Genomic DNA, 26,082 nt, shown 5'->3' with positions numbered 1-26,082 from the left:
GTCGAACGTCAGGACAGTAGAGGCGCGGGGTGGACACCGCTCCAACGCGCCGTGAACGGGGCGGAGTCAGTACGCGGAGACGGCGCGCGGTCAGTCCGCGCGGACCGGGAACACCGGCACCGACACCTCGTCGTCGTCCAGGCACGCGCCCGTCTCCAGGTCGAAGCGCTGCTTCAGCAGGGGCGAGGCGACGAACGGCCGCCCGCCCGCGGAACCGAGCAGGCCCCGGGACAGGACGTACGCGCCGGTGAACGGGTCGCGGTTGTCGATCGCGTACGCCCGCCCGGACCTGTCCATGAACAGCGCGACCTGTCGGCCGTCGGGCAGGAGCGCCGCCACGCCGCGCCCCGGGGTCAGCAGCGAGCGGTCGCAGACCGTCAGCCAGCCGTCCCCGTCCGCGAGCCGGACCGTCCGGGTGTCCCGCGCCGTCTCCACCGTCGTGGTCGTCATCAGGAGGGGGTCCCTTCGAGAGTACGGATAGCGAGCACCGGGCCCGCGAGGATGTCCAGGTCGGGCTTGACCTGGTCGCGCTCCGGGACGAACCGGACCGAGGGGTCGGGCGCGTCGGGGGCGTTGACGAAGGTGACGAACCGCCGCAGCCGTTCGGGGTCCCTGATGGTCTCGGCCCACTCGTCCCGGTAGCCGGCGACGTGGTCGGCCATCAGGCGTTCCAGCTCGTCGCACAGCCCCAGCGAGTCGTGGACGACGACGTCCCGCACGTGGTCCAGGCCGCCCTCGATCCGGTCCAGCCAGGTCGAGGTGCGCTCCAGGCGGTCCGCCGTGCGGATGTAGAACATCAGGAACCGGTCGATGAGCCGGACCAGTTCGGCGTCCGACAGGTCCTGTGCGAGCAGGTCCGCGTGGCGCGGGGTGGCGCCGCCGTTGCCGCCGACGTACAGGTTCCACCCCTGGGCGGTGGCGATGATCCCGAAGTCCTTGCCGCGGGCCTCCGCGCACTCGCGGGCGCAGCCCGAGACCGCCGACTTCAGCTTGTGCGGGGAGCGCAGGCCCCGGTAGCGCAGCTCCAGGTCGATCGCCATCCGCACGGAGTCCTGCACGCCGTAGCGGCACCAGGTCTGCCCCACACAGGACTTGACCGTCCGCAGCGACTTCCCGTAGGCGTGCCCGGACTCGAAGCCGGCGTCCACCAGCCGGGTCCAGATCAGCGGCAGCTGGTCGACGCGGGCGCCGAACAGGTCGATGCGCTGACCTCCGGTGATCTTGGTGTAGAGGCCGAAGTCCCGGGCCACCTCGCCGATCACGATCAGTTTGTCCGGGGTGATCTCGCCGCCGGGGATGCGCGGCACCACCGAGTACGAGCCGTTGCGCTGGAGGTTGGCGAGGAAGTGGTCGTTGGTGTCCTGGAGGGCCGCCTGCTCGCCGTCCAGGACGTAACCGCTCGCGCCGACCGTCGGCGCCAGCGACGCGATGACCGAGCCGACCGTCGGCTTGCAGACCTCGCAGCCGTCACCGCCGCGCGCCTCCGGGCGGCCGTGCGAGTCGAGCAGGGCGGCGTACGAGGTGACACCGAGGGTGCGGACGATCTCGTACAGCTCGCTGCGGGTGTACGCGAAGCAGCCGCACAGCCCCTGGTCCTCCGGCTGCGGCAGCAGCTGACCGATGACCTTGACGCAACTCCCGCAGCCGGTACCCGCCTTGGTGCACTTCTTCACCTCGGGCAGCGTGGTGTGCTCGCAGATCGCGCCCTTGGTGACGTTGTGGCAGGAGCAGATCACCGCCTCGTCGGGCAGCGAGGACGGGCCGAGCGTGACCGGCCCGCCCGCACCGGCCGGCAGCACCAGCTGCTCGGGGGCGACCGGCAGGACCGTGCCCGTCATCGGCCGCAGGGTGCCGTACTGGTCGGCGTCCCCGACCAGGACACCGCCGAGCAGAGTGCCGTCCTCGCCGATCACCAGCTTCTTGTAGACGCCCGAGCGGGAGTCCGCGTACACCACGTCGAGGCACCCCTCGGCCGCGCCGTGCGCGTCGCCGAAGGAGGCCACGTCCACACCGAGCAGCTTCAGCTTCGTGGAGAGGTCGGCGCCGGTGAAGGAGGCCGCCCTGCCCGCGATCACCTCGGCGGCCGCGGCCGCCATCTCGTAGCCCGGCGCCACCAGGCCGTACACCCGGCCGTCGGAGGCCAGCGCGCACTCGCCGATCGCGAACACCGCGCTGTCCGAGGTGCGGCACTGCTCGTCGACGACGATGCCGCCGCGCGGGCCGACCTCCAGGCCGCAGTCGCGGGCCAGCTGGTCCCGGGGGCGCACTCCGGCGGAGAAGACGACGAGGTCCGTCGCGAGGGAGGACCCGTCCGACAGCGACATGCCGTCGACCCGGCCGTCCTCGCCCGCGGTGACCTCCTGGGTGCCGACACCCGTGTGGACGGAGAGCCCCATGCCCTCGATGGTGCGCAGGAGGGCCGCGCCGCCGCCCTCGTCGACCTGCACCGGCATCAGCCGGGGCGCGAACTCCACGACGTGCGTCCGCAGTCCCAGGCCCTGGAGGGCGCCCGCGGCCTCCAGGCCGAGCAGCCCGCCGCCGACCACGGCCCCCGTCGTCGCGCCCTTCGCGTACTCCTCGATGGCGAGCAGGTCCTCGATGGTGCGGTAGACGAAACAGCCTTCGGCGTCCTTGCCCGGTACGGGCGGGACGAACGGATACGAGCCGGTCGCCAGCACCAGCGTGTCGTAGGCGAAGGTCTCCCCGGAGCGCGCCGTGACGGTGCGCGCCTCACGGTCGACGCTCTCCGCCGGATCGCCGACGCGCAGCTCGAAGCCGTGCCGTGCCATGAAACCCGGCTCGACGAGCGAGAGGTCCTCCGGAGTCCTCCCGGCGAAGTACGAGGTCAGCTGCACCCGGTCGTACGCGGGGCGGGGCTCCTCGCAGAGCACGACGACACGGGCCGTGCCCGCGGCGGCGGTCAGACCGCGGTCGGCGAGCGCTTCCAGGAACCGCTGCCCGACCATGCCGTGCCCGACGACCACGATCGTCGGCACGCCCGCGGTGGGGGAGGTCGGGGGAGTGGGCACCGGCATCAGAGGCCTCCGTCGTTGGTGAGCAGGTGGAGCAGGGACATGTCGGCGGGCAGCGGTTCGTCGTCCTGCCAGGTCCGGGCGAGCGTGCCGACCGCGGCGAGATCGCCGAACAGCACCCCGCCGGCTAGCCGGTCGCCCCGGACGACGACCGTGCGGTACGCGCCCCGGGTGGCGTCGGCCAGCCGCACCACGTCGTCCCCGGGCAGCGGGCGGGAGTCGCCGAACGCCGCCAGGTCCAGGCCGCCGGGAGCCCCGGCGGTCACCGGGGCGGCCGCGGGGGAGCGCAGGGTGAGCCGGGTCAGTGCCCTGGTGCCCCGGTAGCCGGCCGTCCGGCCCGCCAGCACCTCGGCCAGGACGTCGGCCTGTTCGATCGCCGCACCCGCCAGCCCGTACACCGTCCCGTCGTGCTCGGCGCAGTCGCCGACGGCGTGGATGTACGGGTCCGAGGTGCGCAGCTCGTCGTCCACGACCACGCCCTTGCGGACGTCGAGGCCGGCCGCCACGGCCAGCCCCGTCCTGGGGCGGACCCCGCAGGCCAGGACCGTGATCTCGGCCTCCAGTTCGTAACCGTCGGCCATCTCCACCGCACGTACCGCCGGGGCGGCGCCGTCCGTGCAGCGCAGCCCGCGCACCCGGCTCTCCGTGTGCACCTCGACGCCGAGCGCCTCCAGGTGGCGCCGCAGCAGCCCCGCCGCCTCGGCGTCCAGCTGCCGCTCCATGAGGTGTTCGCCCTGCTGGGCCAGCACCACCTGGGCGCCGCACTCCGCCAGCGCGCGGGCGGCCGACACCCCGAGGAGCCCGCCGCCGATGACGACGGCGCGCGTTCCGGGACGGACGGCGGCACGGAGGGCGAGGCAGTCGTCGAGGGTGCGGAAGGGGTGCACCCCGTCCGGAAGGGCCCGGCCGATGCCCCGCAGCGGCGGCAGCACCGGGTTCGAGCCGGTGGCCAGCACCAGGCGCCCGTAACCGATGGCGCCGCCGTCGTCGCACACGACCTCGCGGGCCTCCCGGTCGATCCGCACGACCCGCACCCCGCGCCGCACCGGGGCGGGCGGCAGCGCGATCACGTCCGGCTCGTAGCGGCCCGCGAGGACCTCGGCCAGCAGCACCCGGTTGTACGGTGCGTGGGCCTCCTCGCCGATGACGGTGACACCGGGCACCCGGGCGGCGAGCCGCGCGCCCGCCATCCCCGCGCCGATCACCACCACCTGCGCCGCGTTCCCGCTCCGTGTCCTCATGGCGAAGAGACTGCGCGGCCGGTGTTACCCGGCCGCATCCCTCCTGTTTCCCGGGAGGAACCTTGCGCTCAGCGCGCCCGCACGCCTCCTGTGAGGCGCCGGTGAGACTGGTTGGACGGGGCACCTATCGCTTGCCTAAGGTCGCGTCCATGCCCGACATCACGCTGACCACCCTCGTCCTCCTGTGCCTCGCGGCCGCCGCTGCCGGCTGGATCGACGCGGTGGTGGGCGGCGGCGGGCTCCTCCTCCTGCCCGCCCTGCTGCTCGGACTCCCGCACGTCCCGGCCGCTCACATCCTGGGTACCAACAAGGCGGTCGCCATCGTCGGCACCTCGGGCGCCGCCGTGACCTACGTCCGCAAGGCGCCCGTCCAGGTCGGGACCGCCGTGAGGATCGGGCTCACGGCCCTCGCGGGGTCGATGACCGGTGCCTTCTTCGCTGCCGGGATCAGCAGCGACGTGCTGCGCCCGGTGATCATGGTGGTCCTGCTCGGCGTCGCGGCCTTCGTGATGCTGCGGCCGTCCTTCGGCACGGCGGCGGCCGGCGACGGCACGGGCCGGCAGGTCACCCGGGCGCGCACCGTCACCGCCATCGTCCTGGTCGGAGGCGGAATCGGCTTCTACGACGGCCTGTTCGGGCCGGGCACGGGCACGTTCCTCGTGCTCGCGCTGACGGCGGTCCTCCACCTCGACCTGGTCACCGCCTCCGCCACGGCCAAGATCGTGAACGTCTGCACCAACGCCGGAGCCCTCGCGATGTTCGCCTACCAGGGCACCGTCCTGTGGCAGCTGGCCGCGCTGATGGCCGTGTTCAACCTGGCCGGCGGCATGTTCGGGGCGCGCATGGCTCTGAGGAAGGGCAGCGGCTTCGTACGCGGAGTGCTGCTGGTCGTCGTGTTCTCGCTCGTCGCCAAGCTCGGCTTCGACCAGTGGACCGCCTGATCACCGCACCTCGGTGAGGTGCGCGAACGCGACCACGTTGCCCAGGTAGCCGGTCTCGCGGGTGAAGCCGCCGCCGCAGGTGATCAGGCGCAGCGAGGCGTGGGCGGTGGGGCCGTAGACCCGCTCGTCCGGGAAGCGGTCGTTGTCGTACACCTCGACCGCGTCGACCGAGAAGACCGCCGTGCGGTGGTCACCGCGGTCGATCTCGATCCGGGCGCCCTTCTTCAGCGACCCCAGTGAGTAGAAGACGGACGGTCCGTCGGCGTTGTCAACGTGCCCCGCGACGATCGCGGTTCCTCTGGCTCCCGGGGGCGTGCCGTCCTCGTACCAGCCCGCGAGGTTGCGGCGCTCGGCCGGGGGCGCGTCGAGACTGCCGTCGGCGCCCAGCCGGAGCCCGGTCATGGGGGCGTCCACGCCGATGTCCGGAACGCGGATCCTGACCGGCGCCGACGGGCGCAGGGGCGACGCGACCGGTGCGCCGGGCCGCACCCCGGGTCCGGCGGCGAAGGCCTCCCCGGTGGACGGCTGGGGTGCGGCGAGCCGGGCGGCGGCACCGCCCTCGACGAGCCACAGGCCGCACAGCGCGACGATGCCGGCCAGCCAGGCCCTGGCCTGCAGCGCGGTGCCGTTCACGTCGTCCTCCTCCGGGCGGGCTCAGCCGTGCGTGCCGTCCGAGCGCCGGCGGCGCAGGAGCAGCACACCGCACACGGCCGCCGCCGCGACGAGACCCGCTCCCGCCGCGAGCTGCGCCGTGTCGGGAGCGGCGCTCCCGCCGACTCCGGTCCTGACGTGCCCGGACGGTTCACTGGGGCGGTTTCCCGGCGGTGTCGTGGGCCGGCCCGTGGGCGGCTTGGCGTGCCCGGGGTCGGCGCCGGGCGGGGTCAGGGGCTCGGGCCGGGTCCCCGGCTTCTCCGCGACGCCGGCGCCGAGGTCGTCCGCCAGAGGGTCGTCCAGCGGGTCCTCGCCGGTCTCCGGCCGGAGCGACCCGGACAGCGCCGCCGGGTCGTCGGCCGCGTCGAGGGGATCGGTGGCCGCGAGGTCGTCGGGGGCGGCCGGCTCCTCGAAGGTGTCCGACTCGTCGGCCGGGTACAGCTCGTCGGCCGGGGCCGCGTCGGTGTCGCAGGCGGCCGAGGCGTCCGTGCCACCCGGCGATCCGGACTCGCACTCCGCCGCGCCGGTGGCCGGGACCGCCACCGCGGTGAGCCCCGGTCTGCCGAGGCCGGGCGCGTCCGCGTGGGCGGACGGGGCGGCGGCGAGGCCGAGCGCGGCGGCGGTGAGGGCCGCGGCGGCTGTACCGGTCACGAGGCGGGCGGGGCTGCGCATGGGAATCCTCCGGGCAGACGGATGTGTCCTCCCTCCGAGGTAACGGGCCGTGAGCCGGGGCCGCATGTCGACGCATGGTCAGGTCTCACCCGTACGGCCCCGGGTGGCGCCCTTTCCCGGGGAGTTCCGTCCAGGTCGTGCGCCGCTGGGCGGAGGCGGAACGCGCCCGGTGCCGATCGGGTGACACCCCCGCCTTTCGGGTGTGGCGCACGTCACATGAATGGAGTCGGCGGGGGCGGGCACACGCACCACACCCCCCACGGGACGGCAGCCCCCGGCCGACCCCCGGCAACCGCCCTCACCGGCCCATCCCCCCCCGGGACCGGTGGGGGCGGTGCCATGCCCCGGCGCTGCGCCGCTCCCTCACGCACTCCGGGTCGCGGACCAGGTGATGTCCGCCGGACGGACGCGGCCGCACCTCGGTCCGCCCCCGTCGTCGCTCAGGCGCAGCCGGGCGGTGAGGTGCCCGGACCGCGCCGCGGCCTCGACGACCACGGGATCGATGTCGCCGGTCATCAGCTTGGCGCGCCGGAACATGGTGAAGTCGCCGGACCCGTCGACGGTGCCCCACGACAGGTAGATGAAGCACCCGCCGAGCCGGTTCTGGATGTACGGCCCCGAGATCTCGACGCCCTCGGGGGTGGACACGGCTGTGCAGTCCAGGGTCCAGTCGGCACGGGGCGCGTCGCCCGGGTACACGCCCAGCAGCTCTCCCGGCCGGTCCTTGCGCTGTACGCCGACGTGGATGTCTTCGAGACCGGCGAAGCCGGTGCCGGGACCCCAGGTGCGGCCCGGAAGTTCCGATGCCTCGATGTGGATCTGCATGGGGCCCATGGTCCCGCACCGGCGGGCGGCGGCGGCCCGCCGGTGTGCTCCAGGCCGCGCCGAGGGGCCCGCATCCCCGGTGCGGCCCCCGCGCACCCCGGCCGGACGCCCGGGGGAAGCCCCGCAATCCCGGAAAGGCCCCGCCCCGTGTGCTCTGGAGGGGGTCACACGGTGGAGCGAGGGGCGTCCTCGTAGACCTGCCGGATCCGCTGCATCAGGTCCTCGTCGACCGCGAAGCCGGTGCCGTCGATCCCCCGGACCGGCGCGATCCCCTGCGAATTGCTCAGGAAGGCGGAGCGGTAGGCGCCCAGGCCGTCCAGCGTCACCTGCCGCCGCGCCGAGGGCAGGTCCGTACGGCCGAGTCCGTCCTCCAGCAGCGCCATCGTGATGCCGGTGAGCGCCGGCGCGTCCGGCCAGACCACCGATGTGCCGTCCCAGAAACCGATGTTGGTGATCGCGCCCTCGGTCACCACGCCGCCGGGCAGCGTCAGCAGCGCCTCGTCGAAGCCCGAACGCCCGGCCAGCTGCCCGTAGTAGGTCTGGCCGAACTCGCCCGGGCGCTTGATGTGGGGCACGGGCCGGGCGTAGGGGACCGACATCAGGGTCCGCGGCTCCCGGGTCATGTCCGCCGGTCCGCGGACGGTCACCATCGTCACCGTCTCCGCGCTGCCCGGCGGCATGAAGCCGTGCACCCGCACCGACGCGTCCCGTATCCCGGTGGAGTCGAGCGCGTGTCCGATCAGCTCCCGCACGCGGTCCCCGGGGAGCGGCGGCCCGAAGAGTTCGCGGCTCGCCGCGTCCAGTCGCGCCAGATGCAGGTCCAGGCCGCGCACCGTGCGGTCCCGGACCTGCATCGCGGTGAAGTGGCCGTAGCCGGCGAAGGCCGGGATCCGGAGGTCTTCCGCGGTGGCGGGGCGGCCGTCGAACTCGGCGTACGGGGTGGCTGGGGGAGTCGTCATCGCCCCACCGTAGGCGGCCCGTCCGGCACGCTTGACCTCAACCTTGGTCGAGGTGTGAGCCTTCCGTTCATGGACCTCACCACACCTCTCGTCCCCAGCCCCTCCGACGCCCCGCTGAAGGTGGCCGTCATCCTCGGCAGCAACCGCGAAGGCCGCTTCGGGCCCGTCGTCGCGGACTGGTTCCTCGGCCGGGCGGCCGGCCACCCCGGCATCGAGGCCGCGGTGGTCGACGTCGCCGGGACCGAGACTCCGGACGCCCCCGCCGTGCCACGACTGGCGGCGGCCGACGCCTTCGTCGTGGTCACCCCGGAGTACAACCACTCCTACCCCGCGCCGCTGAAGAGCCTCATCGACCGGCACTTCGCCGAATGGCAGGCCAAGCCCGTCGCGTTCGTGTCGTACGGCGGTGTCTCCGGCGGGCTCCGGGCCGTCGAGCACCTGCGCCAGGTCTTCGCCGAACTCCACGCCACGACCGTGCGCGACACCGTCTCCTTCCACAGCGCGGGCGCCCTCTTCGACGACCGGGGGCAGCCCAAGGACCCCGGACCGGCCGAAGGCGCGGCCAAGCGCATGATCGACCAGCTGGTCTGGTGGGGCAGGGCGCTCCGCGACGCCAGGACCCGGCACCCGTACGGGAGCTGACACCCCGGAGGGCGACAATCGGGAGGCCACGAACGCCGAGGACCAGGAGGTCCGCGATGACCGAGCCCGCAGTGCTGACCGTGCTGACCACGACGGACAGCGAGGAGAAGGCCCACGCCCTGGCCAGGGGGGCGGTGGACGCACGGCTCGCCGCGTGCGCGCAGATCTCCGCGCCCGTCACCTCCGTCTACCGCTGGCAGGGGGCGGTGGAGACCGGGCAGGAGTGGCAGGTGCTGTTCAAGACGACGGCACAGCGCTACGACGCGCTGGAGGCCCACCTCGTCGCCGTCCACGACTACGCCACCCCCGAGATCATCGCGACGCCCGTGGTGCGGGGCAGCAGCCGCTACCTCGCCTGGGTGGGCGCCGAGACGGCTCCCACGGCGGACCTGTGACGCAGGGGCCGCTGCCGTTCTTCGTGTACGGCACCCTGCTGCCGGGCGAGCACAACCACGACCGGTTCCTCCGGGGCCGCACGCGCGACGAGCGGCCCGCCGTGCTGCCGGGCGCCCTCCTCTACGAGGGCCCCGGCTACCCGTACGCGACCGACGGCCACGGCACGGTCACCGGGTCCCTGGTCACCGCCGCGCCGGACGCGTACCCGGAACTGCTCCGGCTCCTGGACGGCCTGGAGGAGTACGTCGGCCCGGACCACCCGCGCAACCTCTACGAACGGGTGGTCAGGACGGTCCTGCCCCGGGCGGAAGGCCCGGCCCCTCCCGGACCGGTCCGCGCCTGGGTCTACCTCGCCGCCACCGCCGTCGCCCGCTCCCTGCGGACCGGCGGCACCGTGGTGCCCGGCGGCGACTGGCTCACCCGGCGGCCTCCACCCGCACCGCGCACACCTTGAACTCGGGCATCCGCGACACCGGGTCGAGCGCCGGGTTCGTCAGCGAGTTCGCCCGGCCCTCGCCTGGCCAGTGGAACGGCATGAAGACGGTGTCCTGCCGGATCGACGCGGTGATCCGGGCCGGAGCGACGGCCCGCCCCCGCCGGGAGGTGACCGCGACCCTCTCGCCCTCGGCCACCCCGATCCGCTCGGCCAGCCGCGGATGAAGCTCGACGAACGGTCCCGGCGCCGCCGCGTTCAGCTCCGCCACCCGGCGGGTCTGCGCCCCCGACTGGTACTGCGACACCACACGCCCGGTGGTCAGCACCACCGGGTACTCCGCGTCCGTCTCCTCCGCCGGCGGCCGGTGGGTGACCGGGACGAACCGGGCGCGCCCGTCGGCCGTCGCGAACCGCTCCAGGAACAGCCTCGGCGTCCCGGCGTGCGCCTCGTCCGGGCAGGGCCAGAACACCCCGTCCTCCGCCGCGATCCGGGCGTACGTGATGCCCGCGTAGTCGGCCGGCCCGCCCGCCGAGGCACGCCGCAGCTCGTCGAACACCTCCTCGGGCTCTGTCGGGAAGCCCTTCCCGTGCCCCAGCAGTCCGGCGAGCCCGTTCAGCACCTCCAGGTCGCTGCGCACCCCCTCGGGCGGAGCGACCGCCCGCTGCCGCAGCAGCACGCGGCCCTCCAGGCTGGTCGTCGTCCCGCCCTCCTCGGCCCACTGGGTCACCGGCAGCACCACGTCGGCCAGCGCCGCCGTCTCGGAGAGCACCACGTCCGCGACCGCGAGGAAGTCCAGCGACCTCAGCCGCTCCTCGACGTGCCCCGCGCGCGGCGCGGACACCACCGGGTTCGACCCCATGACCAGCAGCGACCGCACGTCCCGCCCCAGCGCGTCCAGCAGTTCGTAGGCGCTGCGCCCGGGCCCCGGCAGCGTGTCGGGGTCGACGCCCCAGACCCCGGCGACATGGCGGCGCGCGGCAGGATCGGTGAGCTTGCGGTAGCCGGGCAGCTGGTCGGCCTTCTGGCCGTGCTCACGGCCGCCCTGGCCGTTGCCCTGACCGGTCAGGCAGCCGTACCCGGACAGCGGACGGCCCGCCCGGCCGGTCGCCAGGCAGAAGTTGATCCACGCCCCGACGGTGTCCGTGCCCTTCGCCTGCTGCTCGGGCCCCCGCGCGGTGAGCACCATCCCGCTCGCGGCCCCGCAGAACATCTCCACGGCCTCGCGCACCTGCGGCACGGGCACCCCGGTGAGGCGCTCCACCAGCTCCGGCCAGTGCGCCATCGCGCCCGCCCGCGCCTCGTCCCAGCCGCGCGTCCTGGTGCGGACGAACTCCTCGTCCACCCGGCCGTCCGCCACGACCAGGTGCAGCATGCCGAGCGCGAGGGCCAGGTCGGTGCCGGGCCGCGGGGCCAGGTGCAGGTCGGCCTGCTCGGCCGTCCTGGTGCGGCGCGGGTCGATGACGATCAGCCGGCCGCCGTTCTCCCGCAGCTCGGTCAGGTAGCGGAGCGCGGGCGGCATCGTCTCGGCGAGGTTCGATCCGACCAGGATCACGCAGCCGGTCCGGGGGACGTCCTCCAGCGGGAACGGCAGCCCCCGGTCGAGGCCGAAGGCCCGCTGGTGCGCGGCGGCCGCCGACGACATGCAGAAACGTCCGTTGTAGTCGATCTGCGACGTGCCCAGCACCACCCGGGCGAACTTCCCGAGGGAGTAGGCCTTCTCGTTGGTGAGCCCGCCCCCGCCGAACACCCCCACCGCGTCCGCGCCGTGCTCCGCCCGCGTCCGGCGCAGCCCGTCCGCGATCCGCTCCAGCGCCTCGTCCCAGCCGGCCGCCACCAGCTCGCCGCGCCCGTCGCGCACGAGGGGACCGGTGAGGCGGACACCGGCGGCCAGCACGGCGGGCGCCGTGCGCCCCTTGCCGCACAGGGCGCCCCGGTTGACGGGGAACTCCGTACGCTCGACGACCTCGACCACCCCGCCGCCGGTGGCGGGCCGGAGTTTCATCCCGCACTGGAGTGCGCAGTACGGGCAGTGTGTGGACGTCTCGGTGCTGGCCATGCACCCAGCGTGCGATCCGGGTATTACGAGGGCCGGTGCGTCCGGTTACGCCCCCGGTACACGCCCCTCAGCCCGCCCCGCCGGCCGCGGTGAGGTCGTCGTCGAGCGCGTCCGCCACCCCGGACTCCCGCGGTCCCAGGAAGTGCGGATCCGGCTCGAACACCGCGTCCAGGAGCGCCTTCCCCGCCGCGAGGACCTCCCGGGTCCCGCCGTAGTACCAGGTCACGTCGTGTACGTCGTCGGCCCCCACCCCGTACGCGTCGATCCCCGCCGAACGGCACAGGGCGATCGCACGCCGGATGTGGAAACCCTGGCTGACCAGGACGGCCCGGTCGACGCCGAAGATCCTCTTGGCCCGGACACAGGAGTCCCAGGTGTCGAACCCGGCGTAGTCGCTGACGATGCGCGCGTCCGGCACCCCGCGGGCGGTGAGGTAGGCCCGCATCGCGTCCGGCTCGTCGTACTCCACGCGGCTGTTGTCCCCGGTGACGAGCACGACCCGCACCTTCCCGGACCCGTACAGCTCGGCGGCGGTGTCCAGCCGGTGCGCGAGGTACGGCGACGGCCTGCCCTCCCACAGCCCCGCCCCGAACACGACCGCCACCGGCGCCGCCGGGGCGCCGGCCGCGGTCCGCACCCGGGCGTCGGCCGCGGTGTGCAGCCACGCCATGGGCGCCAGGGCCACCGCGCAGGCCACCATCAGCGCCTGCACCAGCCGCCGCCGGCCCCGCCGGGTCCTCGGCAGCCGCGGCAGCGCGGACACGAGCCGCACCCGTCCACCCGCCCGCCCCAGCAGGGCCGCGAACCACCCCGTCGTCCCCAGCCGCATGCGACGCCCCCCGCTCGTGTACCGGACTTCCACGGGAGGGGACGACCGGCGCGCGCGAAAGGTTTCGCCCGCGCGCGTGTGAACGGGTACTGACACCATGGACACGTGCACCGTGAGGCCGAGGCAAACACCCGTCACCGGTGCGAAACGGCCCGGCAACGTCCGCCCGGCACGATCGGTCCATGACGGAGCCGGCACCGCAAGCACCCCGTGAAGCCCTGCCCCTCGACAGCACGGCGCAACTCCTGACACGCATCACCACGCAGCTCGGAACCCAGCTCAGCCTCGTCTCCCCGAACGGAACCCGCAGGCCCATGCACCGCACCCGCACCCCCGGTCCCGTCCTGGTCGCCGTCGCGCACGGCAGCCGGGACCCGCGGGCCCTGCGCACCGCCCTCGAACTCCTGGACCGGACGCGGGAACTGCGCCCAGGACTCGACGTACGGCTCGGCCACATCGAGCTCAGCGAACCCCTGCTGCCGGACACCCTGGCCGGGATCGGGCACGGCGAGGCGGTGCTCGTGCCGCTGCTGCTCGGCCGCGGCCACCACGTCCGGCACGACCTGCCCCGGGCAGCCGCCGCCAGCGGCCTGCGGACCCGCGTCGCCGCGCCCCTGGGACCGCACCCCCTCCTCGTGGAGACCCTGTACGAGCGGCTCGTCGAGGCGGGCTGGCGGGACGCGGACGGCACGAGCCGCAGCGCCGGGGTCGTGCTCGCCGCCGCCGGGTCGCGCGACCCCGACTCCGGAGCCGACGCCCGCCGCACCGCGGCCATGCTGAGCGCCCGCCTGGGCGGGGTGCCCGTCGTGCCCGCGTACGCCTCGGCAGCCACCCCCACCGTGCCCGCCGCCGTGCGCGGCCTCGCCGCACGCGGACGCCACCGGGTCGCCCTCGCCTCCTACTTCGCGGCCCCCGGCCGCTTCGCGACCGCCTCGGCGGACGCCGCACCGGGCATCGCCGCCGCACCGCTCGGCGCGCACCCCGCGATGGCGCGCCTCCTGCTCCACCGCTACGACCAGGCCCTCACCGCCGCCGCGCCCGCGCACGACACCCCGGCCCACGCGCCCCTCCTGGCCACGGCCTGACGTCTCCTGTCAGCCCGTACGTCTACTGTCGGTGCATGGACGGTACGCACCCCACCCCGGACACGCAGGAGCGCGGCACGGCGCCCTACGACGCCGCCGACACCGAGCGCTGGGACGCCGAGCCGGACAAACGGCCCGGGCGCACCGCGTTCCAGCGGGACCGTGCCCGCGTGCTGCACTCCGCCGCCCTGCGCAGGCTCGCGGGCAAGACCCAGGTCGTCACCCCCGGCACCCGGGGCCGCGCCTGGGACGCCAGCCCGCGCACCCGGCTCACCCACTCCCTGGAGTGCGCCCAGGTCGGCCGGGAACTCGGCGCCGCGCTGGGCTGCGACCCCGATCTCGTCGAAGCGGCCTGCCTCTCCCACGACATGGGCCACCCGCCCTTCGGCCACAACGGCGAACAGGCGCTCAACGACTTCGCGTCCGACTGCGGCGGCTTCGAGGGCAACGCCCAGTCGCTGCGCCTGCTCACCCGCCTCGAACCCAAGCGCTTCGTGCGCGACCCCCGCAGCGGCGAACTCGTCAGCGTCGGGCTCAACCTGACCCGGGCGGCGCTCGACGCCGCCACCAAGTACCCCTGGCCCAGGGGCGCGCACCCCACGGACCCCGGCTCACCGAAGTTCGGGGTGTACGAGGACGACATGCCGGTCTTCGCATGGGTCCGCAAGGGCGCGCCGCAGGACCGCAAGTGCTTCGAGGCGCAGGTCATGGACTGGTCCGACGACGTCGCCTACTCCGTGCACGACTTCGAGGACGGCCTGCACGCCGGACACGTCGACCCGGGCTGCCTCTTCTCCGACCCGGAGCGCCGCGAGATCTGGGAGGTGGCCATCGGCCGGTACGTCCCGGCGGACACCGACCCGCAGGAGCTCGCCGAGGCCCTCGACCGGCTCACCGCCCAGGAATGGTGGCCGCACGGCTACGACGGCACCGCGGTCGCCCAGGCCCGGCTCAAGGACGCCACGAGCCAGCTCATCGGCAGGTTCTGCCTCGCCGCCGAGGTCGCGACCCACGAGCGCTACGGCCCCGGACGGCTCGGCCGCTACGGCGCCGAACTCGTCGTCCCGCGCTCCGTCCGCAACGAGTGCGCCGTCCTCAAGGCCGTCGCGGACCGTTACGTCATGCAGCGCGCCGAGCAGGAGGCCATCCGCGCCGGCCAGCGGATCGTCATCGCCGAACTCGCCGCCGCGCTCACCGCACGCGCCCCCGAAGGACTGGAGCCGCAGTTCCACACCCTGTTCGCCACGGCCGCCGACGACCGGGCCCGCAAGCGGGTGCTCGTCGACCAGATCGCCGCACTCACCGACGCCTCCGCGCGTTCCCTTCACCGGACTCTCACGGGCGCCCGGCAGACTGGACCATGACCGGGCCACATGCCGGTGGCTTCGGCCCGATCGGGGCACACCCTCTTTCGCCATCACGCTGCGTGCGGGACGCTCGCGGGTGGTGGCGCCGCGCAGCACAGTACCGAGGAGGCATCAAGTGGTCGACGCACATCGGACGTTCGTCATCGTCGGCGGAGGACTCGCCGGAGCGAAGGCAGCCGAGACACTCCGGGCGGAGGGTTTCAGCGGCCGGGTGATCCTCATCGGCGACGAGCGCGACCATCCCTACGAACGGCCCGCCCTGTCCAAGGGATACCTGCTGGGCAAGGAGGAACGGGACTCCGTCTTCGTCCACGACACCGCCTGGTACGCGGGCGCCGACATCGAGCTCCACCTCGGCCAGATGGTCACCTCCGTCGACCGCGAGGGCCGCTCCGTGCTGCTCGGCGACAACACCGTCGTCCACTACGACAAACTGCTGCTCGCCACGGGCGCCGAGCCCCGCCGCCTGGACGTCCCGGGCACGGAGCTGGTCGGCGTGCACCACCTGCGCCGGCTCGCCCACTCCGACCGGCTGCGCAACGTCCTCAGCTCGCTCGGACGTGACAACGGCCACCTCGTGATCGCCGGAGCCGGCTGGATCGGACTGGAGATCGCCGCCGCCGCCCGGACCTACGGCGCCGAGGTCACCGTCGTCGCCCCCTCGCCGACCCCGCTGCACCACGTCATCGGCCCCGAGGTCGGCCAGATCTTCACCGACCTCCACGCCGAGCACGGCGTCCGCTTCCACTTCGGCGCCCGCCTCACCGAGATCACCGGGGAGGACGGCATGGTCCTCGCCGTCCGCACCGACGACGGCGAGGAGCACCCGGCCCACGACGTGCTCGCCGCGATCGGCGCGGCACCGCGCCTCTCGCTCGCCGAGGCCGCCGGGCTCGACATGGCGGCACGGGACCAGGGCGGCGGCGTCCTCGTCGACGCCTCCCTGCGCACCAGCGACCCGCACATCTACGCCGCCGGGGACATCGCCTCCGTGGACCACCCGCTGTTCGGCGGCCGGCTGCGCGTCGAGCACTGGGCGCACGCCCTGAACAGCGGACCCGCAGCGGCCAAGGCCATGCTCGGCCAGGACGTGACGTACGACCGGGTGCCCTACTTCTTCTCCGACCAGTACGACCTCGGGCTGGAGTACTCCGGCTGGGCGCCGCCCGGCTCCTACGACCAGGTCGTCCTGCGCGGGGACGCCGGCAAGCGCGAGTTCATCGCCTTCTGGCTGAAGGACGGCCGCGTCCTCGCCGGGATGAACGTGAATGTGTGGGACGTCACCGAGAGCATCCAGAAGCTGGTCCGGGCCGCCGTGCCGGTCGACCCGGAGGCCCTGGGCGACCCGTCGGTGCCGCTGGACTCCCTGCTCTGACCGGTGCGCCCGTCCCGGGGCGGGCGGACGCCACGACGGGACCGGCCCGCCGCACGGCCGGTCCCGGATGTCCGGGGCCACCCGTAGACTTCACGCGTGGCAGGCAGGATCAATGACGACGACGTGAAGGCGGTCCGGGACGCGGTCCCGATCGACGCCGTCGTCTCCGAGTACCTCCAGCTCCGCAACGCGGGCGGCGGAAACCTCAAGGGCCTGTGCCCCTTCCACGACGAGAAGTCCCCCTCCTTCCAGGTCAGCCCCGGCAAGGGCCTGTTCCACTGCTTCGGCTGCCAGGAGGGCGGCGACACGATCGCCTTCGTGATGAAGATCGACCACCTCACCTTCTCCGAGACGGTCGAGCGCCTCGCCGCCAAGGCGGGCATCACCCTGCGGTACGAGGAGGGCGGCTACAACCCCTCCCACCAGCGCGGCGAGCGCATCCGCCTGGTCGAGGCCCACAAGATCGCCGCCGACTTCTACCGCGAGCAGCTGAACGGCGCCGAGGCGGAGATCGGCCGGAAGTTCCTCGCCGAGCGCGGCTTCGACCAGGACGCCGCGGCCCACTTCGGTGTCGGCTACAGCCCGGCCGGCTGGGACCACCTCACCCGCTTCCTGCGCGGCAAGGGCTTCAGCGACAAGGAGCTGATCAGCTCCGGCATCTCCCAGGACGGCCGCCGCGGCCCCATCGACCGCTTCCGCGGCCGGCTGATGTGGCCGATCAGCGACACCTCCGGGGACATCGTCGGCTTCGGCGCCCGCAAGCTCCGCGACGACGACAACGGCCCGAAGTACCTCAACACCCCCGAGACGTCGATCTACAAGAAGTCCCAGGTGCTGTACGGCATCGACCTGGCCAAGAAGGACATCGCGAAGGCGAGCCGGGCCGTCGTCGTCGAGGGCTACACCGACGTCATGGCCTGCCATCTGGCCGGGGTCACCACCGCCATCGCCACCTGCGGAACCGCCTTCGGCAACGACCACATCAAGATCCTCCGACGGCTCCTGATGGACAACGGCAGCGCCCGCGTGATCTTCACCTTCGACGGCGACGCGGCCGGGCAGAAGGCCGCCCTGCGCGCCTTCGAGGACGACCAGAAGTTCGCCGCCGAGACCTACATCGCGATCGCCCCGGACAACATGGACCCGTGCGACCTGCGGCTGGCCAAGGGCGACGACGCCGTCCGCGACCTGGTCGAACCCCGCACCCCCCTCTTCGAGTTCGCGCTCCGGCAGATCGTCGCCCGCTACGACCTGGAGACCCCCGCCGGCCGGGCCGCCGCGCTGGACGAGGCGGCCGCCGTCGTCGCGAAGATCAAGACGAGCAGCGTGCAGCGGGAGGTGGCCGTCCAGCTCGCCGGCTTCGTCGGCATCCTGGACCAGGAGTTCGTCGTCCACCGGGTCAACCAGCTGGCCCAGTGGGCCCGCGGCCGGGGCGAACGCGGACCCGCGCCGGGCAAGCCCTCCCGGGGCGGAGGCCCGCAGGACCGGATCCAGGCGCCCAAGGCACCGTCCGGCCCCGCGCTCAACCTCCGCAGCCCCGCCCACCGCACCGAGCGGGAGCTGCTCAAGCTCGCCCTGCAGAAGCCCGCCCTGGTGTCACCGGCCTTCGACGCCTACGGCGTCGACGAGTTCACCGCCCCGCCCTACGCGGCGGTGCGCCAGTGCATCGCGGAGGCGGGCGGCGCCGAGATGGGGGTCGGCGAGACCCGCGAGTACCTCGTCCAGGTGCTCGACGCGACCCCCGACGACACCGTGCGCAAGCTCGTCACCGAACTCGCCGTCGAGGTCTTCCACGGCAAGACCATCGACGAGACCTACGCGGGCATGCAGCTCGTCCAGGTCCGCCTCCGGGCCGTCGACCGCAGGATCGACGACGTCCAGGGCAGCCTGGCCCGGCTCGGGAGCAACGTGGCCCCGGACCACCTGGCCGCCGCGCAGAACGAGGTCTGGGTCCTCCAGCAGTACGCGCAGTCGTTGCGCAGCCACGGCGCCGACGCGCTCTGAGCGGCGATCAGCACCCTGTCACCCATCGGACGCAAAAAGTCACCGCACGCCCCTCGTGACAGCTATGTGTCGTACCCCACACTGGGTGGCGGTGCCTGAGTCATCGGAGCGCGGCCGGTCCACCCAGGGCGGACCCTCCATCCCCCGCGATCCGCAGCGATCACTGGAGGCCGCCCTCGTGCAGACCCGGACCGCGCCGACCACGACCGAGCACGTCCCGGCGATCCCCGCGCAGAACCGGGCCTCACGACACCCGGAGGCGGCGGGCACGCCCGAATCGGTACTGGAGGAACCGGTGGAGCCCCCGCGGCCCCCGGAGCCGCGGAGCCGCCCGGAGGCGGGCGGCCCGTCCTCCGACCTGTTCCGCCAGTACTTACGCGAGATCGGGCGGATACCGCTGCTGAGCGCGGCCGAGGAGGTCGAACTCGCCCGCCGCGTCGAGGCCGGGCTCTTCGCCGAGGAGCGCCTCGCGAGCACCCCCGACCCCGACACCCGGCTCGCCGTCGATCTGGACCGGCTCGTCGTCATGGGGCGGATGGCCAAACGCCGGCTGATCGAGGCCAACCTCCGCCTCGTCGTCTCCGTGGCGAAGCGCTACGTCGGCCGCGGCCTGACCATGCTCGACCTGGTGCAGGAGGGAAACCTCGGCCTGATCAGGGCGGTCGAGAAGTTCGACTACGCCCGGGGCTACAAGTTCTCGACGTACGCGACCTGGTGGATCCGCCAGGCCATGTCACGGGCCCTGGCGGACCAGGCCAGGACCATAAGGGTCCCGGTGCACGTCGTCGAACTGATCAACCGGGTCGTCCGCGTCCAGCGCCGGATGCTCCAGGAGCGCGGCTACGAGCCGACCCCCGAGGAGGTCGCGGCCCAGCTGGACCTGACCCCCGAACGCGTCGGTGAGGTCCTGCGGCTCGCCCAGGAACCCGTCTCCCTGCACGCCCCCGTGGGCGAGGAGGACGACGTCGCCTTCGGGGACCTCATCGAGGACGGCGACGCCGCGTCCCCCGTCGAGTCGGCCGCCTTCCTCCTCCTGCGCCGGCACCTGGAGACGGTCCTGTCCACCCTCGGGGAACGTGAGCGGAAGGTCGTCCAGTTGCGCTACGGGCTGGACGACGGCAGGCCCCGCACGCTCGAGGAGATCGGGAGGATCTTCGGCGTGACGCGCGAACGCATCCGCCAGATCGAGTCCAAGACGCTCGACAAACTGCGGGACCACGCCTACGCCGACCAGCTGCGCGGCTACCTGGACTGAGCCGGGCCGGCGCATGGGCGGCGGTGCCGCATCCCCCGTGCGCCGGCCGGGTCGGTCAGTCGACCTCCGCCAGCGCCTGCGCGAACTGCGCCGCGTACAGCCGGGCGTAGGCGCCGCCGGCCGCCAGCAGCTCGTCGTGCGTGCCCTGTTCGACGATCGAGCCGCTCTCCATCACCAGGATCACGTCCGCGTCCCGGATGGTGGAGAGACGGTGCGCGATCACGAAGCTGGTGCGGCCGTGGGCCAGCCGCGCCATCGCCTTCTGGATCAGCACCTCGGTCCGGGTGTCCACCGAGCTGGTGGCCTCGTCGAGCACGAGGATCACCGGGTCGGAGAGGAACGCCCGGGCGATGGTGATCAGCTGCTTCTCGCCCGCGCTGACCCCCGACCCCTCGTCGTCGATCACGGTGTCGTAGCCGTCCGGCAGGGTACGCACGAAGCGGTCGGCGTGGGCCGCGCGCGCCGCCTCCTCGATCTCCTCCCGGGTGACCTCGCGCGAGGCGCCGTACGCGATGTTCTCCGCGATGGTGCCCCCGAACAGCCAGGTGTCCTGGAGCACCATGCCTATGGCCGAACGGAGTTCGTCGCGTGACATGCGCGCGGCGTCGACCCCGTCGAGGGTGATGCGGCCGCCCGTCACCTCGTAGAACCGCATCAGGAGATTGACCAGCGTCGTCTTGCCGGCGCCGGTCGGTCCGACGATCGCGACCGTGTGGCCCGGCTCCACGCTCAGCGAGAGGTCCTCGATGAGCGGCTTCTCCGGGTCGTACCGGAAGGACACGTTCTCCAGCGAGACGCTGCCGCGCAGCTCCGCGGGCCGCTCCGCCGTGTCCGGGTCGGGTGCCTGTTCCTCGGCGTCCAGCAGGCCGAAGACCCGCTCGGCCGACGCGATGCCGGACTGCACCAGGTTCGCCATCGAGGCGACCTGGGTCAGCGGCATCGAGAACTGCCGGGAGTACTGGATGAACGCCTGCACGTCACCGATCGACAGGGAACCCGACGCCACCCGCAGCCCGCCGACGACCGCGACGAGGACGTAGTTCAGGTTCGACACGAACATCATCAGCGGCTGCATGATCCCGCTGTTGAACTGGGCCTTGAAACCGGCCTCGTACAGCGCGTCGTTCTGCTCGGCGAAGTCCCGCGCGGACTCCTCCTGCCGACCGAACGTCTTGACCAGCGTGTGGCCGGTGTACATCTCCTCGATGTGGGCGTTGAGGGCGCCCGTCACCTTCCACTGCGCCACGAAGTGCGGCTGCGAGCGCTTCCCGATCCGTGTCGCGACGACCACCGACAGCGGGATCGTCACCAGCGCCACCAGGGCCAGCAGCGGAGAGATCCAGAACATCATGACCAGCACGCCGACGATGGTGAGCAGGGAGTTGATGAGCTGGCCCATCGTCTGCTGCATCGTCTGCGAGATGTTGTCGATGTCGTTCGTCGCGCGGCTGAGGACCTCACCGCGCTGCTGCCGGTCGAAGTACGACAGCGGCAGCCGCGCCAACTTCGTCTGCAGGTCCTCGCGCAGCTGGTAGACGACCCGGTTGATCACCCGGATCGAGACCCGTGTCGACACCAGCATCAGGAGCCCCGCGGCGACGTACACCGCCAGCGCCAGCAGGAGGACGTGCCCCACCGCCCCGAAGTCGATGCCCTCGCCGGGGGTGAAGTCCACGCCGGACAGCACGTCCGCGAGACCGCCGCTGCCCTTCTCCCGCAGGCCCTCGACGGCCTGCTCCTTCGTCGTGCCCTCCTGGAGCCCCCGGCCGACGACCCCCGCGAAGATCAGGTCCGTCGCCGAACCGAGGATCTTCGGCCCCGCCACGGAGAGAGCCACGCTCAGCGTGCCCGCCCCCAGCATCAGGGACAGCGACGACTTCTCCTTGCTGAACCGTCTCAGCAACCGCTTCCCGGACCCCTTGAAGTCCATCGACCTCTCGGTGGGTCCCATGGACATCATCCGTCCGCCAGGCCCGGCCATCAGGCGGCCTCCGCTTCCGTCAGCTGGGAGAGCACGATCTCCCGGTAGGTTTCGTTTCCGTCCATGAGCTCGCGATGGCTGCCGTTCCCGACGACCCGGCCCTCGTCCAGCACCAGGATGCGGTCGGCGTCACGGATCGTGGACACCCGCTGGGCGACGATCACCACGGTCGCCGCCGCCGTCTCCTCGGACAGCGCGGCCCGCAGAGCGGCGTCCGTCGCGTAGTCCAGGGCCGAGAACGAGTCGTCGAACAGGTAGATCTCCGGCCGCTGCACCAGCGTCCGCGCGATCGCGAGGCGTTGGCGCTGTCCGCCGGACACGTTGGTGCCGCCCTGCGCGATCGGGGCGTTCAGACCGTGTTCGAGGTCCTCGACGAAGCCCTTCGCCTGCGCCACCTCCAGGGCGTGCCACAGCTCCTCGTCGGTCGCGTCCGGATTGCCGTACCGCAGATTCGTCGCGACCGTCCCCGAGAACAGGTACGGCTTCTGGGGCACCAGGCTCACTGTCTTCGCCAGCAGGACGGGATCCAGGGTCCGCACGTCCGTACCGTCGACGAGCACATCGCCGTCCGTCGCGTCGAACAGCCGCGGCACGAGGCCCAGCAGCGTCGACTTCCCACTGCCCGTCGACCCGATGATCGCGGTGGTCTCCCCGGGCCGCGCCACGAGATCGACCGCACGCAGCACCGGCTCCTCGGCGCCCGGGTAGCGGAACTCCGCACCCCGTATCTCCAGGTGGCCGTGCTTGAGCAGCTTCGTGACGGGGGCGCTCGGCGGCACCACGCTCGACTCGGTGTCCAGGACCTCCTGGACACGCTCCGCGCAGACCTCGGCACGCGGCACCATGATGAACATGAAGGTGGCCATCATCACCGCCATGACGATCTGCATCAGATACGCCAGGAAGGCCGTCAGCGCCCCGATCTGCATCCCGCCGCTGTCGATGCGGTGCGCACCGAACCAGACGACCGCGATCGACGACAGGTTCACCACCGTCATCACGGTCGGGAACATGAGGGCCATCAGGCGGCCCGTCGACAGCGCCACGTCCGTCAGTTCGGTGTTCGCGCCCCGGAAGCGCCCTTCCTCGTAGTCGTCCCGTATGAAGGCGCGGATGACCCGGTTGCCGGTGATCTGCTCGCGCAGCACCCGGTTCACCGTGTCCAGCCGCACCTGCATCGTGCGGAACAGCGGACGCATCCGCCGCACGATCAGGCTCACCGAGATGCCGAGGACGGGCAGCACCGCCAGCAGCACGCCCGACAGGGGGACGTCCTGGCCGAGCGCCAGGATGACGCCGCCGACGCACATGATCGGGGCCGACACCATCAGGGTGAAGGCCAGCAGCACGAGCATCTGGATCTGCTGCACGTCGTTGGTCGTACGCGTGATCAGCGAAGGAGCGCCGAACCTGCCGACCTCGCGCGCGGAGAACGACTGCACCCGGCCGAAGACCGACGCCCGCACCTCACGCCCGAGCGCGGACGCCGTCCTGGCGCCGTAGTAGACCGCGCCGACGTTGCAGACGACCTGGAGGACGCTCACGGCGATCATCACCCCGCCGTAGCGAAGGATGTAGCCGGTGTCCCCCCGCACGACACCGTTGTCGATGATGTCCGCGTTGAGACTGGGCAGGTAGAGGCTTGCCGAGGTCTGCAGGAGCTGGAGCAGGACCAGCAGCAGGATCGGCCGTCTGTACGGACCCAGGTAGGTCCGCAGGATTTTTATGAGCACACGAGTCTCTCGGAGTCGGCGAAGGGCAGAGGCCGATCCATACTCCGGTACACCGCGCCGCGGCGGCCAACACTTTTCCTCAAGCCCGGGTCAAATCCGGACCGTTGCCCGTCAGACGGTCGTGTCGAACGCCCCGGGGTGGATCTGGTCCCGGGTCGCCCCGTACTGCTGGCGCACGGCGCGGCCCACGGCGAGCTCGTCGCCCGGCTCCAGCACCTGCGCCGCGGCGCCGTGCCAGGCCGGGGGAGTGCGCGGGTCGAGCGTGCCCTGCGACACCCCGAGCGCCCACGCCGCCTGCCGGGCGGCTCCCAGCGCCCCGTACTGCGCGGGCTGCGGCACGACGACCTGCGTCCCGAACAGCGCCGGAGCCAGCGCCTGCACGGCGGGCAGCTCGGCCGCGGCGCCCAGCAGGAACACCCGCCGCACCTCCACGCCCCTGCCGCGCAGCACGTCCAGCGCGTCGGCCAGCGAGCACAGCATGCCCTCGAACGCGGCCCGCGCCAGGTGCTCGGGCTTCATCGACTCACGGCGCAGCCCGCTCAGGGTCCCGGCCGTGTGCGGCAGGTGCGGGGTGCGCTCACCCTCCAGGTACGGCAGCAGCACCAGCCCCGAGGCACCCGGCGTCGACTTCATGGCCAGCGCGGACAGCGCGTCCAGGCCGTCCACGTCGAGCATCTCGGCGGTCCCGCGCAGCGCGCGCACCGCGTTGGACGTGGACACCACCGGCAGGTGCATCCCGGTCGCGTCGGCGAACGAGGTGATCATCCCCGTCGGATCGGCCAGCGCCTCGTGGTGCACGGCCATCACCGAACCGGAGGCACCGAGCGAGACCACCGCGTCCCCCACGGCCACACCCAGCCCGAAGGCCGCCGCCATCGTCTCGCCGGTGCCCGCCGAGATCAGCAGCCCCTCCGGAGTCGTCCCCGCGGATTCGGCCGGGCCGAGCACCTCGGGCAGCGCGGCCTGGTGGCCGAGCGCGAGCTCCACGAGATCGGGACGGTAGGACCCGGAGCCGGCGGACCAGTAGCCGGTGCCGGACGCGGCACCCCGGTCGGTCGTACGCCGGGCGGGCCTGCCGAGCAGCTGCCACACCAGCCAGTCGTGCGGCTGCAGGACGGAGGCGACCCGCCGCGCGTTCTCCGGCTCGGTCCGCGCCAGCCAGCGCAGCTTCGCCACCGGCTGCGCGGCCTGCGGCACGGCTCCGACGGCCTCGGCCCAAGCCTGCCGTCCGCCGAGCCCGTCGACCAGATCGGCCGCCGCGGCCTGCGCCCGCCGGTCGTTGCCGAGCAGCGCGGGACGCACGAGGTTGCCCTGGCCGTCCAGCGGCACCAGGCCGTGCTGCTGCGCGGACACACCGATCGCCTGCACGCCTTCGAGCAGCCCTCCGGAGGCCGCCTCACCGAGTGAGAGCAGCCACGCCTGCGGATCCACCTCGGAGGCCTTGGCCTCCACGGGATGCGCGGCGTACCCCTGCCGCAGCACCGCACCGGTGTCCGTGTCGCAGACGACGATGTGTGAGAAGGCGGAGGAACTGTCCAAGCCGGCGACTATGCCCATACCCAAGATTCTGCCGCACCGGCGGACCTTTCCCGTACCGGGCCGGTGCCCGGTACGGGAAAGGTCCGCCGGTGCGGCGTCAGGTGATGGCCTCAGGTGTGGGCCTCAGGTGTTGGTCGTGCCCCAGTCGTCGGAGCCGTTCTGGCCGCTGCGCTCCTTCAGCGAGCGCACCCGGTCGGAGACGGAGACGGGCACCCTGTCCCCCACCTTCTCGCTCACCGAGTGGTAGGCCTTGCCGGCGAACTCCCGGCCACCGTGCGCGGCGGACTCCGCCGCGCTGCGCACCGCCGGATTCTCGGCGAGCCGCTGCGCCGACTTCTTCAGCTGCTCGTAACGCTCGCGCCCGGCTCGCGTGCCGAGCACGTAACCGAGGGCCACTCCGGCGATGAACGTGAGCCGGTACCGCATGGCTGCCACCCTTCCTTCGCTCCGTGCGACGTGTGCTGCCCGCCTACCCGCGCACGCCCGAGATCACCCCGGGGCATACCGATTGGCGGAGCACCCCCCTGCTTGCGCTAATGTATGTGTCGCAGCGAACGCGCGCCGCTCGGCAGCCGCCAGGCAGGTACGATTCGAGGCACGCAGCAATCCCCTGTAGCTCAATTGGCAGAGCAGCCGGCTGTTAACCGGCAGGTTACTGGTTCGAGTCCAGTCGGGGGAGCGCGATCCCCTGTAGCTCAATTGGCAGAGCATTCGGCTGTTAACCGGAGGGTTACTGGTTCGAGTCCAGTCGGGGGAGCGGACGGAAAAGGACCCCACGGGGTCCTTTTTCTTGTGCCCGCGCGAGCCCGTCAGTGACTCTTTCGGGGTGATTTCGCGACGTCCGGAACCGGGCAGCGCGCAGCGAGGTCTTCATGGTCACGCGAAGCCGGCCATCCGCAGCAGGAGATCGTATGACCGGCTATGCTGCGGCAGACGGCGCGCACACGTGTACGCGCCACGCCGATACGGGGCGGTAGCTCAGCCGGTTAGAGCAGCGGACTCATAATCCGTCGGCCGTGGGTTCGAGTCCCACCCGCCCCACCACTGAAAAATCGTTCTGCCC

General features: G+C 72.9%; 22 protein-coding genes and 3 tRNA genes. 12 read left to right on the top strand and 13 right to left on the bottom strand.

Annotated elements, in window-relative coordinates; translation table 11 throughout:
- Nucleotides 1-90: 90 nt before the first annotated feature.
- Genes nirD through OHT61_RS10295 form a run of 3 tightly spaced genes read right to left on the bottom strand, consistent with a single transcriptional unit; the run spans nucleotide 91 to nucleotide 4,273 of the window.
- Nucleotides 91-450 carry a nitrite reductase small subunit NirD gene (gene nirD, locus OHT61_RS10305; protein ID WP_329037104.1) on the bottom strand — a complete coding sequence of 120 codons (360 nt, stop codon included), beginning with the start codon at nucleotides 448-450 and terminating at the stop codon, nucleotides 91-93.
- Nucleotides 450-3,035 (bottom strand): nitrite reductase large subunit NirB, encoded by a 2,586-nt coding sequence (nirB, locus tag OHT61_RS10300; protein WP_329037102.1) that lies wholly within the window; start codon nucleotides 3,033-3,035, stop codon nucleotides 450-452. The genes nirD and nirB overlap by 1 nt, the downstream gene beginning before the upstream one ends.
- The gene (locus tag OHT61_RS10295) at nucleotides 3,035-4,273 is read right to left on the bottom strand and encodes an NAD(P)/FAD-dependent oxidoreductase (RefSeq protein ID WP_329037101.1); all 1,239 of its coding nucleotides are present in this window, start codon (nucleotides 4,271-4,273) and stop codon (nucleotides 3,035-3,037) included. Before OHT61_RS10295 ends, nirB begins: the two co-directional genes overlap by 1 nt.
- 149 nt (nucleotides 4,274-4,422) lie before the next feature.
- Between OHT61_RS10295 and OHT61_RS10290 the strand changes: the two genes are divergently transcribed.
- On the top strand, nucleotides 4,423-5,214 hold the full coding sequence (locus OHT61_RS10290) for a sulfite exporter TauE/SafE family protein (protein WP_329037099.1): 792 nt from the start codon (nucleotides 4,423-4,425) through the stop codon (nucleotides 5,212-5,214).
- Here OHT61_RS10290 and OHT61_RS10285 read toward each other — a convergent pair whose 3' ends face one another.
- The 4 genes from OHT61_RS10285 to OHT61_RS10270 form a co-directional block, all read right to left on the bottom strand.
- Nucleotides 5,215-5,847, bottom strand: a complete 633-nt coding sequence (locus OHT61_RS10285) for a class F sortase (RefSeq protein ID WP_329037098.1) — start codon at nucleotides 5,845-5,847, stop codon at nucleotides 5,215-5,217. It abuts the gene before it with no gap.
- A gap of 21 nt (nucleotides 5,848-5,868) precedes the next feature.
- Entirely contained in the window at nucleotides 5,869-6,537 is a 669-nt protein-coding gene (locus OHT61_RS10280) for a hypothetical protein (protein ID WP_329037097.1), read from the bottom strand.
- A gap of 363 nt (nucleotides 6,538-6,900) precedes the next feature.
- A complete protein-coding gene (locus OHT61_RS10275) occupies nucleotides 6,901-7,362 on the bottom strand; it encodes a DUF5990 family protein (RefSeq protein WP_329037095.1) in 462 nt (153 codons plus the stop codon).
- A gap of 164 nt (nucleotides 7,363-7,526) precedes the next feature.
- Complete coding sequence (locus OHT61_RS10270) at nucleotides 7,527-8,321, bottom strand: aminotransferase class IV (protein ID WP_329037092.1); 795 nt, start codon at nucleotides 8,319-8,321, stop codon at nucleotides 7,527-7,529.
- A 69-nt stretch (nucleotides 8,322-8,390) separates the two neighbouring features.
- Between OHT61_RS10270 and OHT61_RS10265 the strand changes: the two genes are divergently transcribed.
- The 3 genes from OHT61_RS10265 to OHT61_RS10255 are packed head-to-tail and all read left to right on the top strand — an operon-like array spanning nucleotide 8,391 to nucleotide 9,813.
- Nucleotides 8,391-8,963 carry an NADPH-dependent FMN reductase gene (locus OHT61_RS10265; RefSeq protein ID WP_329037090.1) on the top strand — a complete coding sequence of 191 codons (573 nt, stop codon included), beginning with the start codon at nucleotides 8,391-8,393 and terminating at the stop codon, nucleotides 8,961-8,963.
- A 56-nt stretch (nucleotides 8,964-9,019) separates the two neighbouring features.
- The gene (gene cutA, locus OHT61_RS10260; RefSeq protein WP_329037088.1) at nucleotides 9,020-9,358 is read left to right on the top strand and encodes a divalent-cation tolerance protein CutA; all 339 of its coding nucleotides are present in this window, start codon (nucleotides 9,020-9,022) and stop codon (nucleotides 9,356-9,358) included.
- Complete coding sequence (locus tag OHT61_RS10255) at nucleotides 9,355-9,813, top strand: gamma-glutamylcyclotransferase family protein (protein ID WP_329037087.1); 459 nt, start codon at nucleotides 9,355-9,357, stop codon at nucleotides 9,811-9,813. The genes cutA and OHT61_RS10255 overlap by 4 nt, the downstream gene beginning before the upstream one ends.
- Here the strand turns inward: OHT61_RS10255 and OHT61_RS10250 are convergent.
- Together OHT61_RS10250 and OHT61_RS10245 are read right to left on the bottom strand one after the other, a co-directional pair.
- Nucleotides 9,776-11,851 (bottom strand): molybdopterin oxidoreductase family protein, encoded by a 2,076-nt coding sequence (locus OHT61_RS10250; RefSeq protein ID WP_329037086.1) that lies wholly within the window; start codon nucleotides 11,849-11,851, stop codon nucleotides 9,776-9,778. The genes OHT61_RS10255 and OHT61_RS10250 overlap by 38 nt on opposite strands.
- Nucleotides 11,852-11,918: 67 nt before the next feature.
- Complete coding sequence (locus OHT61_RS10245) at nucleotides 11,919-12,680, bottom strand: SanA/YdcF family protein (RefSeq protein ID WP_329037084.1); 762 nt, start codon at nucleotides 12,678-12,680, stop codon at nucleotides 11,919-11,921.
- A gap of 182 nt (nucleotides 12,681-12,862) precedes the next feature.
- On the opposite strand from OHT61_RS10245, the gene OHT61_RS10240 reads away from it, so the two are divergent.
- The 5 genes from OHT61_RS10240 to OHT61_RS10220 all read left to right on the top strand — a co-directional run bounded on the left by OHT61_RS10240 (nucleotide 12,863) and on the right by OHT61_RS10220 (nucleotide 19,766).
- Nucleotides 12,863-13,765 (top strand): sirohydrochlorin chelatase, encoded by a 903-nt coding sequence (locus tag OHT61_RS10240; protein ID WP_329037082.1) that lies wholly within the window; start codon nucleotides 12,863-12,865, stop codon nucleotides 13,763-13,765.
- A 35-nt stretch (nucleotides 13,766-13,800) separates the two neighbouring features.
- A complete protein-coding gene (locus OHT61_RS10235; RefSeq protein WP_329037080.1) occupies nucleotides 13,801-15,129 on the top strand; it encodes a deoxyguanosinetriphosphate triphosphohydrolase in 1,329 nt (442 codons plus the stop codon).
- Between the two features lie 118 nt (nucleotides 15,130-15,247).
- The gene (locus OHT61_RS10230; protein ID WP_329037077.1) at nucleotides 15,248-16,507 is read left to right on the top strand and encodes an NAD(P)/FAD-dependent oxidoreductase; all 1,260 of its coding nucleotides are present in this window, start codon (nucleotides 15,248-15,250) and stop codon (nucleotides 16,505-16,507) included.
- A gap of 96 nt (nucleotides 16,508-16,603) precedes the next feature.
- The gene (gene dnaG, locus OHT61_RS10225; RefSeq protein WP_329037075.1) at nucleotides 16,604-18,511 is read left to right on the top strand and encodes a DNA primase; all 1,908 of its coding nucleotides are present in this window, start codon (nucleotides 16,604-16,606) and stop codon (nucleotides 18,509-18,511) included.
- 178 nt (nucleotides 18,512-18,689) lie between these two features.
- A complete protein-coding gene (locus tag OHT61_RS10220) occupies nucleotides 18,690-19,766 on the top strand; it encodes an RNA polymerase sigma factor (RefSeq protein ID WP_329043190.1) in 1,077 nt (358 codons plus the stop codon).
- A gap of 55 nt (nucleotides 19,767-19,821) precedes the next feature.
- Here OHT61_RS10220 and OHT61_RS10215 read toward each other — a convergent pair whose 3' ends face one another.
- The 4 genes from OHT61_RS10215 to OHT61_RS10200 all read right to left on the bottom strand — a co-directional run bounded on the left by OHT61_RS10215 (nucleotide 19,822) and on the right by OHT61_RS10200 (nucleotide 25,445).
- Nucleotides 19,822-21,747: an ABC transporter ATP-binding protein gene (locus tag OHT61_RS10215; RefSeq protein WP_329037073.1), complete on the bottom strand. Its 1,926-nt coding sequence runs from the start codon at nucleotides 21,745-21,747 to the stop codon at nucleotides 19,822-19,824.
- On the bottom strand, nucleotides 21,747-23,480 hold the full coding sequence (locus OHT61_RS10210; protein WP_329037071.1) for an ABC transporter ATP-binding protein: 1,734 nt from the start codon (nucleotides 23,478-23,480) through the stop codon (nucleotides 21,747-21,749). The genes OHT61_RS10215 and OHT61_RS10210 overlap by 1 nt, the downstream gene beginning before the upstream one ends.
- A 111-nt stretch (nucleotides 23,481-23,591) precedes the next feature.
- Nucleotides 23,592-25,037 carry an FGGY family carbohydrate kinase gene (locus tag OHT61_RS10205; RefSeq protein WP_329037070.1) on the bottom strand — a complete coding sequence of 482 codons (1,446 nt, stop codon included), beginning with the start codon at nucleotides 25,035-25,037 and terminating at the stop codon, nucleotides 23,592-23,594.
- Nucleotides 25,038-25,142: 105 nt separating this feature from the next.
- Entirely contained in the window at nucleotides 25,143-25,445 is a 303-nt protein-coding gene (locus OHT61_RS10200) for a YtxH domain-containing protein (protein ID WP_329043188.1), read from the bottom strand.
- A 180-nt stretch (nucleotides 25,446-25,625) separates the two neighbouring features.
- On the opposite strand from OHT61_RS10200, the gene OHT61_RS10195 reads away from it, so the two are divergent.
- From OHT61_RS10195 to OHT61_RS10185, 3 genes are all read left to right on the top strand, one after another.
- Nucleotides 25,626-25,698 (top strand) — tRNA-Asn (locus tag OHT61_RS10195).
- A 5-nt stretch (nucleotides 25,699-25,703) separates the two neighbouring features.
- Nucleotides 25,704-25,776 (top strand) — tRNA-Asn (locus OHT61_RS10190).
- Between the two features lie 210 nt (nucleotides 25,777-25,986).
- Nucleotides 25,987-26,063, top strand: a tRNA-Ile gene (locus tag OHT61_RS10185).
- Nucleotides 26,064-26,082: the final 19 nt, after the last annotated feature.

Origin of the sequence: Streptomyces sp. NBC_00178, assembly GCF_036206005.1 — a bacterium.
Lineage (GTDB): Bacteria > Actinomycetota > Actinomycetes > Streptomycetales > Streptomycetaceae > Streptomyces.
Note: the sequence above shows the minus strand (reverse complement) of the source record. Positions and strands in the feature narration are given on the sequence as shown.